The sequence below is a fragment of the uncultured Roseibium sp. genome (genome assembly GCF_947496995.1).
GTDB lineage: Bacteria > Pseudomonadota > Alphaproteobacteria > Rhizobiales > Stappiaceae > Roseibium.
Genome location: NZ_CANMFD010000002.1, coordinates 366,368 through 378,859, shown reverse-complemented (window position 1 = coordinate 378,859; position 12,492 = coordinate 366,368). Strand labels below are relative to the sequence as shown.

The 12,492-nt window shown below is 59.1% G+C and carries 13 protein-coding genes; 12 read left to right on the top strand and 1 reads right to left on the bottom strand.

Annotated features, from left to right (window positions below; translation table 11 throughout):
* Positions 1–4: 4 nt before the first annotated feature.
* From scpB to Q1B40_RS10355, 9 genes are all read left to right on the top strand, one after another.
* Positions 5–676: an SMC-Scp complex subunit ScpB gene (scpB, locus tag Q1B40_RS10395; protein ID WP_299814890.1), complete on the top strand. Its 672-nt coding sequence runs from the start codon at positions 5–7 to the stop codon at positions 674–676.
* Positions 676–1,815 carry an ABC transporter ATP-binding protein gene (locus Q1B40_RS10390; protein WP_299813486.1) on the top strand — a complete coding sequence of 380 codons (1,140 nt, stop codon included), beginning with the start codon at positions 676–678 and terminating at the stop codon, positions 1,813–1,815. The genes scpB and Q1B40_RS10390 overlap by 1 nt, the downstream gene beginning before the upstream one ends.
* Positions 1,816–1,960: 145 nt before the next feature.
* Positions 1,961–2,185, top strand: coding sequence for a twin-arginine translocase TatA/TatE family subunit (locus Q1B40_RS10385; RefSeq protein ID WP_299813483.1), 225 nt, complete (start codon positions 1,961–1,963; stop codon positions 2,183–2,185).
* Between the two features lie 41 nt (positions 2,186–2,226).
* The gene (gene tatB / locus Q1B40_RS10380; RefSeq protein ID WP_299813480.1) at positions 2,227–2,763 is read left to right on the top strand and encodes a Sec-independent protein translocase protein TatB; all 537 of its coding nucleotides are present in this window, start codon (positions 2,227–2,229) and stop codon (positions 2,761–2,763) included.
* The gene (tatC, locus tag Q1B40_RS10375; protein ID WP_299813477.1) at positions 2,760–3,575 is read left to right on the top strand and encodes a twin-arginine translocase subunit TatC; all 816 of its coding nucleotides are present in this window, start codon (positions 2,760–2,762) and stop codon (positions 3,573–3,575) included. The genes tatB and tatC overlap by 4 nt, the downstream gene beginning before the upstream one ends.
* A gap of 176 nt (positions 3,576–3,751) precedes the next feature.
* The gene (gene serS, locus Q1B40_RS10370) at positions 3,752–5,032 is read left to right on the top strand and encodes a serine--tRNA ligase (protein ID WP_299813474.1); all 1,281 of its coding nucleotides are present in this window, start codon (positions 3,752–3,754) and stop codon (positions 5,030–5,032) included.
* A gap of 152 nt (positions 5,033–5,184) precedes the next feature.
* On the top strand, positions 5,185–5,943 hold the full coding sequence (gene surE / locus Q1B40_RS10365) for a 5'/3'-nucleotidase SurE (protein WP_299813471.1): 759 nt from the start codon (positions 5,185–5,187) through the stop codon (positions 5,941–5,943).
* A 20-nt stretch (positions 5,944–5,963) separates the two neighbouring features.
* Positions 5,964–6,659, top strand: coding sequence for a protein-L-isoaspartate(D-aspartate) O-methyltransferase (locus tag Q1B40_RS10360; RefSeq protein ID WP_299813468.1), 696 nt, complete (start codon positions 5,964–5,966; stop codon positions 6,657–6,659).
* A 239-nt stretch (positions 6,660–6,898) separates the two neighbouring features.
* On the top strand, positions 6,899–8,311 hold the full coding sequence (locus tag Q1B40_RS10355) for a peptidoglycan DD-metalloendopeptidase family protein (protein WP_299813465.1): 1,413 nt from the start codon (positions 6,899–6,901) through the stop codon (positions 8,309–8,311).
* Positions 8,312–8,384: 73 nt separating this feature from the next.
* Here Q1B40_RS10355 and Q1B40_RS10350 read toward each other — a convergent pair whose 3' ends face one another.
* A complete protein-coding gene (locus Q1B40_RS10350) occupies positions 8,385–9,257 on the bottom strand; it encodes an ATP-binding protein (RefSeq protein ID WP_299813462.1) in 873 nt (290 codons plus the stop codon).
* Between the two features lie 241 nt (positions 9,258–9,498).
* On the opposite strand from Q1B40_RS10350, the gene yajC reads away from it, so the two are divergent.
* The 3 genes from yajC (at position 9,499) to secF (ending at position 12,482) form a co-directional block, all read left to right on the top strand.
* Positions 9,499–9,831: a preprotein translocase subunit YajC gene (gene yajC / locus Q1B40_RS10345; RefSeq protein WP_299813459.1), complete on the top strand. Its 333-nt coding sequence runs from the start codon at positions 9,499–9,501 to the stop codon at positions 9,829–9,831.
* Between the two features lie 73 nt (positions 9,832–9,904).
* Complete coding sequence (gene secD, locus Q1B40_RS10340; protein ID WP_299813456.1) at positions 9,905–11,515, top strand: protein translocase subunit SecD; 1,611 nt, start codon at positions 9,905–9,907, stop codon at positions 11,513–11,515.
* 16 nt (positions 11,516–11,531) lie between these two features.
* Entirely contained in the window at positions 11,532–12,482 is a 951-nt protein-coding gene (secF, locus tag Q1B40_RS10335) for a protein translocase subunit SecF (protein WP_299813453.1), read from the top strand.
* Positions 12,483–12,492: the final 10 nt, after the last annotated feature.

The window sequence follows — 12,492 nt, the reverse complement described above, 5'->3', positions numbered from 1 at the left end:
CCAGATGCGTGACGCAGAGGATGTGGAGCCTGCGGTCGATCTTGCCGGACAACGCATGATCGAAGCGCTGCTCTTTGCGTCTTCGGAGCCTCTGTCTCTGGAAGAACTGACCTTGCGGGTGCCGGAAGGCACGGATGTGCTCGGGTTGCTGGAGGAATTGCAGAAGATCTACGCCGCGCGCGGGGTCAATCTGGTCAAGGTGGCCGGCAAATGGTGCTTCAGGACTGCTGAGGACCTGGCTTTTCTGATGCACCGAAACGTCGAGGAGCAGCGCAAGCTCTCCCGCGCTGCACTCGAAACGCTGGCGATCATTGCCTATCACCAGCCGGTCACGCGTGCGGAAATCGAGGAGATACGCGGTGTCTCCACCTCCAAGGGAACGCTGGACGTTCTGTTGGAAACCACATGGATCCGCATGCGCGGCCGGCGGCGCACACCCGGGCGGCCTGTGACATATGGCACGACGGAACAGTTTCTGATCCATTTCGGAATGGAGAGTGTTAAGGATCTCCCCGGGCTGGAGGAGCTGAAGGGGGCAGGGCTGCTGGACAGTGCCGTTCCGGCGTCCTTCCTTGTTCCGACGCCCAATGACGACATTCTGCTGACCGAGGATGAAGATCCCTTGGAAGACGGTTCCCTGTTTGAAGACGACGCGGACGAGATCGCCGAAGACTGATGTCCAGACACCACAAGATCACCGGCACCGGCGGCAGCGGTCGTATAACGAACTGGGGCGCGCCGGGAACGGCCGGGGCGACAATAGCCGCCGGCCTGGTTTTTGAAGGCATATCGCACGATTACGACGGCGTGGCTTCGGTTCGCGATATGAGCCTGTCCATCGCCCCCGGGGAAATCCTGTGCCTGCTCGGCCATTCCGGTTGCGGCAAGACCACCTTGATGCGCATTGCCGCTGGCGTCGAACGTCAGAGCCACGGCAGGGTGCTTATCAACGGGCGCGAGATCTCCGGAGACAGTCTTTTTCTGCCACCGGAAAAGCGTGGTGTCGGCCTGATGTTCCAGGATTATGCGCTGTTTCCGCATATGACCATTCTCGCAAATGTCATGTTCGGCCTTACCAACATGCCGAAAAAGGAAGCGCGGAGCGCTGCTCTCGGGGCGCTCGGGCGCGTCGGTCTTTCCGATTATTCTGGCGACTATCCGCATTCGCTGTCCGGCGGCGAGCAGCAGCGGGTCGCGCTCGCAAGAGCTCTCGTGCCCAGACCCGGCATCCTGCTGATGGACGAACCGTTTTCAGGTCTCGACAAGAGGCTTCGGGACAGTGTTCGCGACGAAACCCTGGCGGTCATCCGCGAAACACGTGCGACCTGCATAATCGTGACCCACGATCCCGAAGAGGCGATGCGCATGGGCGACAGGATCGCCTTGATGCGGCGCGGGCGCCTGGTGCAGCACGGAACGGCCGCCGATCTCTACAAGGATCCGGTCGACCTGTTCTCGGCCCGGTTCTTTTCGGAACTCAACCAGCTCGAAGGCATCGTGACATCGTCGGGCATAGAGACACCTCTTGGAGTTCTGGCCGGTCCGGGACTTGAGCGTGGCGAAAAGGTCGACGTTTGTGTGCGTCCTCAGGGAATCCTTCTGAACAACGACGGCCTGTGCGGCGTCTCCGGACGTATCAGTTCCAAGAGATTTGTCGGCGAGGTCGATCTGCTGACAATCGTCGTCGAAGGTCTGGAACACCCTCTGCAGGCACGTGTGCGCGCCGGCAGCCCTTGGGAGAGAGGAATGGATGTGGCGGTGAGCACAGATCCGAAAGACGTGCTTGTTTTTCCCAGGAGCGCATCCCAGATCTAGTGGAAGACCGGTACCGGGAAGTTTCACGCCCGGCTAATCATTCTGTCTAAGAACGGCGATTGTTCCCGCACCGCTGTTGCAGGGGCGGAATCCTTTTTGTACAAGAGCCCTAGGGCTTTAAAGCCGTTTATCAGGAGTTTGGCGTATGGGCATTAGTATTTGGCAGATCTTGATCATCGCAGTGGTGGTGGTTCTGCTCTTCGGACGAGGCAAGATTTCCGATCTTATGGGCGATGTCGCCAAGGGAATCAAAAGCTTCAAGAAAGGCATGGCCGAAGACGACACTGCCGATACCCCGAAGACAATCGATCATCAGGACGGCGAAGCGGCACCGACCGCAAAAGCCGAAGATCAGACCAAAGCGAGCTGATCTCAATCTGCATCGCGTCTCCTTAAGGGGCGGAACTTCACATGTTCGATATCGGGTGGACCGAACTCTTGGTGATCGCCTGCGTGGCGATCATTGTCGTGGGGCCGAAGGATCTGCCGCGCATGCTGCGCACGCTTGGGCAAACGATGGGAAAGATGCGGCGCATGTCGCGGGAATTCCAGTCGACGTTCAACGACGCACTGCGCGAAGCGGAAAGCCAGGCCGATATCGCCGACATGAAGAAGCAGGTGGAGAAAGCCGCCAACTTCAATCCTCTCGGCGATCTCAAGAAATCCATCGAAGAGGACGGGGCAAAGCGGTCGCCGGACCCCAAGCCAGCTGAAATCGAGCCGACAGCACCCAAGCCTGCTGCACCCAAGGCAACAGCACCCAAGGCAACAGCATCAAAATCGGCTGCATCCAAGTCGGCAGCGGCAAAACCTGTATCCGAAGGTAAGTCCCCCGCGGCATCCGGCAAACCGGCTGTCGAAAAGAAAACATCGAAATCAGCGGCCGCAACCAAGGCCAAAAAGGCAAAACCGGTTAAAAAACCGGTGACGGAAGATGTGAAGGCATGAGCCAGGACGAAACCGACGCTTCCGAAATCGACGCTTCCAAGGCGCCTCTGATCGAGCATCTCATCGAATTGCGCCAGCGGCTGATGTGGTCGCTCGCAGCGATCTTCGTGATGTTCCTGATCTGCTTTTATTTCGCCATCGACATCTACAATATTCTGACCGTTCCGTATCTGCGCGCCGCCGGCGATGGCCACCCGGTGGAGATGATCTACACCGCACCGCAGGAATGGTTTTTCACCCAGCTCAAGCTTGCCTTGTTTGGCGCACTTTTTTTGGCGTTTCCGGTGGTCGCCAGCCAGATCTACATGTTTGTCGCCCCCGGCCTCTACAAGAACGAACGCGGCGCCTTTCTGCCGTTCCTGATCGCAACGCCCATTCTGTTCCTGATCGGGGCGTGTCTGGTGTATTTCCTCGTCATGCCCATGGCGATGGGCTTCTTCCTGTCCCAGGAACAGATGGCAGGCGCGGGCAAAGTCGCGATCCAGCATCTGGCCAAGGTTAGCGAATATCTCGGCCTGATCATGGTGCTGATCTTCGCATTCGGCCTCGTTTTTCAGTTGCCCGTGGTGCTGACCCTGCTTGGCCGCGCCGGTCTGGTGAGTTCCGAAACACTCAAGCATAAGCGCAAATACGCAATTGTCGGCGCTTTCGCCGCTGCTGCAATTTTGACACCTCCCGATCCGATTTCACAGATCGGTCTTGCGCTGCCAACGCTGCTTCTCTACGAAGTCTCCATTCTGTCCGTCAGACTGATAGAGCGGAAACGGGCCGAGCGGGAAGCTGCAAGCGAAGCGGAAGACGCTGCGGTTTAACTCCGGCCTCCCAGGCTGGTATCGCGTTTGCCGGACGGAACTCATGGATTAGAGCATCGGGCGTTTAAGAAACGCCAAAAAGATGCCCTAACATTCAGGAATCGATCAGCTTTTGGGCGACAAGCGGTTTCCGGCTTATAGCCCGCTGATCTAAGACCGCCGTTCGGGAAACGAAGATGTTTGATATTAAGTGGATACGGGAAAACGCAGCTGCCTTTGACCAGGCCCTGGCAAAGCGGGGCCATGACGCCTCGGCCGCCGGACTGATCGCGCTGGACGAATCCCGCCGCTCCCATATCGGCAAGCTTCAGGAAGCCCAGGAACGGCGCAATGCCGCCTCCAAGGAAATCGGCAAGGCCAAGGGCTCCGGCGATGACGCACGCGCTCAGGAACTGATCGAGGAAGTCGCGCAGATCAAGGCCTTCATCCAGTCGGGCGAAGAAGAAGAGCGCAAGCTCAGTTCCGCTCTGGAAGCCGCGATGGCTGTCATTCCGAATCTGCCGTATGACGACGTGCCGATGGGTGCGGATGAAGCTGAAAATGTCCTGCTGAGAACACACGGTGAAAAGCCGGTTTTCAGGTTCAACGAGGCTCCCAAGGAACATTTCGACCTAGGCGAAGCCCTGAACGGCATGGATTTTTCAACAGCTGCGAAGCTGTCCGGCTCCCGTTTCGTCGTTCTGAAGGGACAGATTGCACGGCTTGAACGGGCGCTCGGCCAGTTCATGATTGATCTCCACACCGGTGAAAACGGTTATACGGAAGTGTCTCCGCCGCTGCTGGTTCATTCCGACCCGCTATACGGTACCGGTCAGCTGCCGAAATTCGAAGAAGACCTCTTCAAGACCGCGACGGATCACTACCTGATCCCGACCGCCGAGGTGCCTCTTACCAATCTGGTCGCTGGCGAGATCCTTGCCGAAGAGCAGCTGCCGCTACGCGTGGCCGCCCTGACATATTGTTTCCGGTCCGAAGCCGGCTCCGCCGGCCGCGATACACGCGGCATGCTGCGCCAGCATCAGTTCCAGAAATGCGAGCTGGTGTCGGTGACGCGGCCGGAGGATTCGCTCGACGAACTGGAGCGCATGCTGGGCTGTGCCGAGAAGGTGCTGCAGCAACTCGGTCTGCATTACCGCGTCATGACCCTCTGCACCGGGGACATGGGCTTCAGCGCGCGCAAGACCTACGACATTGAAGTCTGGTTGCCGGGACAGGACACCTACAGGGAAATCTCCTCGTGTTCCGTCTGTGGGGATTTCCAGGCCAGACGCATGAATGCGCGCTTCCGCCCGACCGGATCGAAACAGCCCTTGCATGTGCACACGTTGAACGGCTCCGGCATCGCCGTGGGCCGGGCGCTGATTGCGGTTCTGGAGAATTACCAGAATGGTGACGGCACGATCACGGTGCCGGAAGTGCTGCGGCCCTATATGGGCGGTCTGGAAACCATCGGTTAGGGCTTTCCGCTCTCACGAGCGCTGCCGGCACGGTCCGGCATAATGAAAACGGTCAACCGGTTCCGCATGCACGCACTGCCGTGCGACGCGGGCCGGTGCAGGCCATCGCCAGATTACACGACGCTGTGCCAAACCCGGGGGAACGCTTCCATATGCGCATTCTGATCACCAATGACGACGGCATTCACTCCCCGGGACTTGCTGTTCTGGAACGCATTGCCCGCACACTGTCCGACGATATCTGGGTGATTGCTCCCGAGACGGACCAGAGCGGGGTCGCTCATTCGCTGACCCTCAGCGATCCCCTGCGGCTTCGGCAGATCGACGAGCGGCACTTCGCTCTCAAGGGCACGCCGACGGATTGTGTCATCATGGGCGTGCACAGGGTTCTGCCGGCGCCGCCGGATCTGGTGCTCTCCGGCATCAACCGGGGACAGAACCTGGCCGAAGACGTCACCTATTCCGGCACCGTTGCCGGAGCGATAGAAGGTGCGATCCTCGGTATCCGCTCTATTGCCGTTTCCCAGGCTTATGACTGGGACGTGTCCGCCGAACCGGATTACAGCACTGCAGAAGCACACGCGCCTGACCTGTTCCGCAAGCTCATCGATTTCGATCTGCCGCGCTACTCGCTGTTGAACGTGAATTTCCCGCCTTGTCCGGCACAGGCCGTGAAAGGCGTGAAAGTCACGGTTCAGGGTCATCATGCACAGGCCGGGCTGTCTATCGACGAACGCATGGACGGCCGGGGCTATCCCTATTTCTGGCTGCGTTTTCAGGATCGGGGGAAATCGGTTCTCGAAAACTCCGATCTTCATGCAATTGCCGATGGATATGTTTCCGTTTCACCGCTACGCATAGATTTGACAGCTCATGATCTGGTGAGTCACCTGGCAGGAGCACTTCAATAATCCCGAGAGGGGAGCGGTAAATGGCCGGCAACAAGCCCGGCACGGACCAGAAGCCGGCGTACCCGTTTCCACTGCCGGATGAGGCAGAGGCCCGCGCGGCGCTAGTCCTTGGATTGAGGCGGCGAGGGGTAGGGGCCAGAGAGGTCCTTGCGGCGATTGAGCGGGTGCCGAGGCGCTTGTTCCTGTCGGCGCGTCACCATGGTCTTGCCTATGAAGACGCCGCATTGCCCATCGAATGCGGACAGACGGTGTCGGCTCCGTCTCTGGTCGCCTTTACCGTCCAGGCGCTCGGCCTTTCTCCCGACCACTCGGTTCTGGAAATAGGAACCGGATCGGGTTACCAGGCCGCGATCATGGCCCACCTTGCTGCCAGGGTGGAAACCCTCGACCGTTTTGCAACCCTGACCGATCTGGCGACCAGCCGGTTCGCTGCGCTGCGGCTAGAGAACGTCAAGGCCAGGCACATGGACGGACTGGAAGGCCTGAAGCTGAAGGGCCCCTATGACCGGATTGTCGTGACTGCGGCAGCCGAATCGGTGCCTGACGCCTGGGTCCAGTTGCTCAAGCCCGGTGGTCTCCTGATCGCAGCGATCGGCAAGGCAAAACAGCCTCAGTCACTGATCCGCTTTCACAAGAGCGAAAATGTCATGACAGCTGAGCATCTGATGAGCGTTCGGACCGTGATGTTACAGCCAGGCCTCGCCAAGAAGCTGTAAGGTGCAGGAAACGCGTACAATCCGGGATCACTGCACGGTCCGAATCGGGAATTTTCAGCCATCTGCAAATTTACTATACACGGCCCGCAGCACGGTTCTTCCACCGGTTGGAATACTGGGATTTCCGGGTTTTTCCCGGAATTCCGATCCGGTCTTTAGCCTTTATAAACCTTACTGGCGTCTACTCTTAACCATAACAGCCATAGTTAGCGGTCAGAGTTAAGGCGATGATGAAGCGGATGCGTACCCTCCGCAGGGACCTTTTGGGAAAAGCGGCAACTGTCTCACTGATTGCGGTGACAATCGCGGGATGTTCCAGTGCGACTGAACGGTTCGGTGAATCTCCCTATTACACTGCAAATACTCAGAATCAGCGAGATATACTGAGCGGTGGCCAGAGCCAGCCGACCTATCAGGATATCGTCAATGGGCCTGGAGGGTCCGTTGCGGGCCTGCCGCAATCGTCTTCGCAGCCGGTGACGACCGCATCGATTTCCAAGAAGCCTTCCGCGATCCAGTCTGCTCCGCTGTCTGCACCTGCAAAGACGTATGCCACAGCAAAGCCGACGCAGCTGAAATCCGCACCTGTGGCGACGTTGCCTGCGCCTGAAGTGTCCCGACCTGCACAGATCGCTGCGACCAGTCAGGCGAAAAGCTGGAAGGGCTGGACATCTGCCGGTGGAACCAGGGTACAGGTCCGCCAGGGGGATGATCTGAATTCTGTCGCACGCCGCTACGGTGTGCCTATTCAGGCACTGGCCGCCGTGAACGGTATTGAAGATCCGAAGAATGTCCGTCCGGGACAGAGCATCATTATTCCAACTTACGTTTATGCGGAAAACAACGCTTCCACGAGCGTCACCGAAGGCGAAACAGGCCGTGTAAAGCTGCCTGCCGTCAGCCGCAACGACGCGACGGTTACAGGGGCTGTGCCAACGTCCGCGGGTTCAATGCCGCGTCCGGCCAAACAACCGACTTTCGCGGAAATCAGCCGTGGAGAAAGCGGCAATGACGGCGTGATACGCGTGAGCGCGCTGCCGAAACGCAAACCGGCCGGCAGTGAGCGTGTACTGACGACCGCTTCGATTTCAACACAGGTTCCCGCACCGCCGCGCCAGCCCAACGAGCAGAGCAATGTTGCCGCTGCGCCTTCCGGCTCGGCCCCCGTTCCGTCCTTGCCGCAGCCGGCTCTGACGCGCGAGCAGGCACCGAGCGAGCCGATCAAGACACCTGCAGTCGTCGCGAGCGTTCAGGAAGAGGTTGATGCTTCTACCGAAACATTCCGCTGGCCCGTGCGTGGACGTATCATTTCCGACTTCGGCGCGAAGCCGGGTGGCGGTAAGAACGAGGGTGTGAACCTGGCGGTGCCGGAAGGCACTCCGGTGAAGGCTGCGGATGATGGAACCGTCATCTATTCAGGCAATGAACTGAAGGGCTACGGCAATCTCATCCTGGTTCGTCACAGCGAGGGCTGGGTGACTGCCTATGCCCACAACAGCGAACTGAAGGTCAAGCGCGGTGACAAGATCAGGCGCGGCGATGTTGTCGCTCTTGCGGGCGCAACCGGCTCGGTCAACCAGCCGCAGGTTCACTTCGAACTGCGCCAGGGCAACAAGCCGGTCGATCCGCTGAAGCACCTGCCGCAACGCTGATCGCAACACCGGCTTTGAACTTCCAGGAACTTGATGAAACCCGGCCATGCGCCGGGTTTTTCAATTCATGGCCTCAGGAAAGCACTTTTCCCAGACGTCCGGCCAGATCCTGGATGAACTGGTAGGCCACACGGCCGGAGCGGCTTCCGCGGGTGGTCGCCCATTCCAGCGCCTGTGCGCGTAGGTCGTCCACCGGGAAGTCCAGGCCGAAATGGTCCGCATAGCCGCGCACCATCTCCAGGTAGTCGTCCTGACTGCATTTGTGGAACCCGAGCCACAATCCGAATCGGTCGGAAAGCGAAACCTTCTCCTCCACCGCCTCGGCGGGGTTGATGGCGGTGGACCGCTCGTTCTCGATCATGTCCCGTGGCAGAAGGTGGCGGCGGTTCGACGTCGCGTAAAAAATCACATTCTCCGGACGGCCCTCGATGCCGCCCTCCAGGACAGCTTTCAGCGACTTGTACGACGTATCGTCATTGTCGAAGCTGAGATCGTCGCAAAAGACGATGAAGCGGAATGGCGCCGGGCGTATCTCGGCCATGAGCCCCGGAAGCGATTCAATGTCTTCCCTGTGGATCTCGATCAATTTGAGGGCTGCTGACCCTTCTTCCTGATTGATTGCGGCATGGGCTGCCTTCACCAGCGACGATTTTCCCATGCCGCGGGCGCCCCAGAGAAGAGCGTTGTTCGCGGGAAGGCCCCTGGCGAACCTTCTTGTATTGTCGAGGAGAAGGTCTCGCACCTGGGACACTGCACACAGCAAGGTGATGTCGACCCGGTTCACCTTCTTCACCGGATGGAGCTCTCCCGGCTGGGGAACCCACACGAAGGCGTCCGCGGCCGTCCAGTCGGGCTTTCGCGCCGCCGCCGGAACGGCACGGCCGATCAACTCGAGCAGCGTATCGAGTTTTGCGTTTACTGCGGAAAGGGTATCCGGTGCACTCATTAGTCTTGCAAGCCCCGTCAAAAAGGCCCATGTGAGGCCCTGAAGAATGTCGCTGGAGGATTAACACGACCGGGGAAACGCGAAAACGTCTGTTATTCCCATACTGGTACGCCGGAAACAGCTTGCAAAGCTTGAAATGAGGCGCGCCGCCGTTATAGTCCCGCCACCAGAATTAGAGCGTTTAGGCCTCGGGTCCCGGAACTGGATCCTTACCGGCAAGGACGCCACTTAGGAGAGTCGAATGTTTATCACCCCAGCTTATGCACAGACCGGCGGAATAGCGGGTCCGGAATTCCTCATGTCGCTGCTGCCTTTCGTGGCCATCTTTGCGATCATGTACTTTCTGATCATCCGGCCGCAGCGCCAGCGTGTGAAGCAGCATCAGGAAATGGTGTCCAACTTGCGGCGCGGCGACACCGTCGTGACCACGGGCGGTCTGATCGGCAAGGTTGCCAAGGTCGTTGATGATGGCGAACTTCAGGTGGAGATCGGCGAAGGCGTCAAGGTACGCGTCGTTCGCTCCATGGTTCAGGAAGTCCGTTCCAAGACCGAGCCTGCAAAAGACAACGCGTAACTCTTCAGTACGCGGATTTGATGAATTCGCCAGGCCGGTTCCTGATCGGCCTGGCAGTTTTTAAGGCTTGACCATGCTCTATTTCGCTCGCTGGAAAATCGCGCTGATCGTGCTTGTGGTTGCCGCAGGCATCCTCACGACGCTGCCGAATTTCTTCTCCGCCAAACAGCTTGAAAGCTGGCCGGACTTTCTGCCGAAAAGCCAGATGGTCCTGGGTCTCGATCTTCAGGGTGGAGCCTATCTGCTCTACGAAGTGGACCGGGAAGACTACATCCAGAAGCGCATGAAAGCGCTGGTCAGCGATATCCGGGCAACGCTGCGCGAGGAACCGCGTATCGGCTATACCGGTCTGGGAGTGCAGGGAGATGCAGCCCAGGTGCGGATCAGGGATCTGACCCGGCTTGACGAGGCCGAAGAGCGCCTGCAGCCACTGGTCAACCCGCTTGTTTCCAATCTTTTCGGCGGTCAGCCGGTGGACGAGTTCGAGATGTCCGCCACCGATGACGGTCTCGTGCGGTTCTCCTATACCGAGCAGGGTCTGCAGGACCGGATGGCAGCCATCGTGCAGCAGTCCATCGAAGTCATTCGCCGCCGTGTCGACGAAATCGGCACGACCGAGCCGAACATTCAGCGTCAGGGCACGGACCGGATCCTCGTCGAGGCGCCGGGCGAAAGCGATCCGGAGCGCCTGAAAGACCTCGTCGGTCAGACAGCCCAGCTCACCTTCCATATGGTCGATACCTCCATGTCGGGCGAGCAGGCGATGCAGAACCGTCCTCCGGTCGGCACCGTGGTCATGATGTCGGTGGACGATCCTCCATTCCCCTATCTTCTTGAGGAATCACCGCTGCTTTCCGGTGAAGACCTTGTCGACGCGCAGGTCAGCTTCGACCAGCGCTCCAACGAACCTGTGGTGAACTTCCGCTTCAATCAGTCCGGCGCGCGCAAATTCGCGCTGGTAACGCAGCAGAACGTGAACCGGCCTTTTGCGATCGTGCTTGATGACGAAGTGATTTCCGCTCCGGTGATCCGCGAACCTATTACTGGCGGATCCGGCCAGATTTCCGGCAGCTTCACGGTTGAAGGCGCTAATGATCTGGCGGTTCTGCTTAGGGCGGGCGCACTGCCGGCCAAGCTTACCGTGATCGAGGAACGTTCCATCGGTCCCGGCCTTGGGGCCGATTCGATCGAGGCCGGCAAGCTTGCTTCCATCATTGGCGGTGTGTTGGTTATCGTTTTCATGGTCTTGGCATACGGGCGCTTCGGCGTGATCGCGGATCTCGCGCTCATGGCGAACATCTTCATGATTTTCGGCGCCTTGACCTTTCTGCAGGCGACCCTGACCTTGCCCGGCATTGCTGGTATCGTGCTGACCATCGGCATGGCGGTGGATGCCAACGTGCTGATCTTCGAGCGTATTCGAGAAGAGGCGAGGGCGGGCAGATCGGCAGTTTCCGCGATCGATGCCGGCTACAGCAGGGCGCTGGGGACCATTTTGGACGCCAACATCACCACCCTGATCGCGGCGGTCATCCTGTTCCAGCTCGGCTCCGGTCCGGTTCGCGGCTTTGCCGTGACCCTGGCCATCGGGATCTTCACCACCGTTTTCTCAGCCTTCACGTTCAGCCGGTTGCTTGTGGCCCTTTGGGTCCGTCGTCGCCGTCCGTCCAAGTTGCCGATCTGATCCGGGAGAATAACCAATGTTGCTGAGACTCGTTCCGGACAATACCCACATCAAGTTCATGTGGCTGCGGAAAGTGAGCTTTCCGTTGTCCATCCTTCTGGTCATTGCGTCTCTTGCCGGGTTCTTCCTGGTTGGGATGAACTACGGTATCGACTTCAAGGGCGGCACAATCATCGAGATAAAGACCGACGGGCCGGCCGATATCGGTGCCATTCGGTCACGCCTGTCCGCGCTTGACCTCGGCGATGTCCAGGTGCAGGAATTCGGCGGGTCGGACGACATTCTGATCCGGGTGGAAGAACAGCCCGGCGGTGAACTGGCGCAGCAATCGGTTGTCTCCCGCATCAGGACGGTCTTCGAGGACGACAATGTCGATTTCCGCCGCGTGGAAGTCGTCGGGCCGCGTGTCTCCAGCGAGTTGGCACAGGCGGGCGCCATCGCGGTGGCGGCTTCCCTGCTGGCGATTCTCTTCTACATCTGGTTCCGTTTCGAATGGCAATTCGCCGTCGGGGCGATTCTGACGACGGCGAACGACGTGGTGATCACCGTCGGCCTGTTCGTCCTGCTGCAACTGGATTTCTCGCTCTCCAGCATCGCCGCGATCCTGACGATCATCGGGTATTCACTCAACGATACCGTGGTGGTTTATGACCGGATCCGCGAGAATCTCCGCAAATACAAGAAGCGCCCGCTGACCGAACTGCTCGACATGTCGATCAACGAAACCCTGTCGCGCACGACAATGACGTCGGTGACCACGCTTCTGGCTCTGATTGCGCTCTACGCCTTCGGCGGCGAGGTGATCCGTTCCTTCACGCTGGCGATGATCTTCGGTATCGTGATCGGTACCTATTCGTCGATCTTCCTCGCCGCACCGTTCCTGATTCTGTTCAATCTTCGACCGGATGCACTGACGCCGAAAGGCGACGATGCTGAAAAGGGATCCGGCGAAGAGGCGACCGTCTGAGGATAGCCGG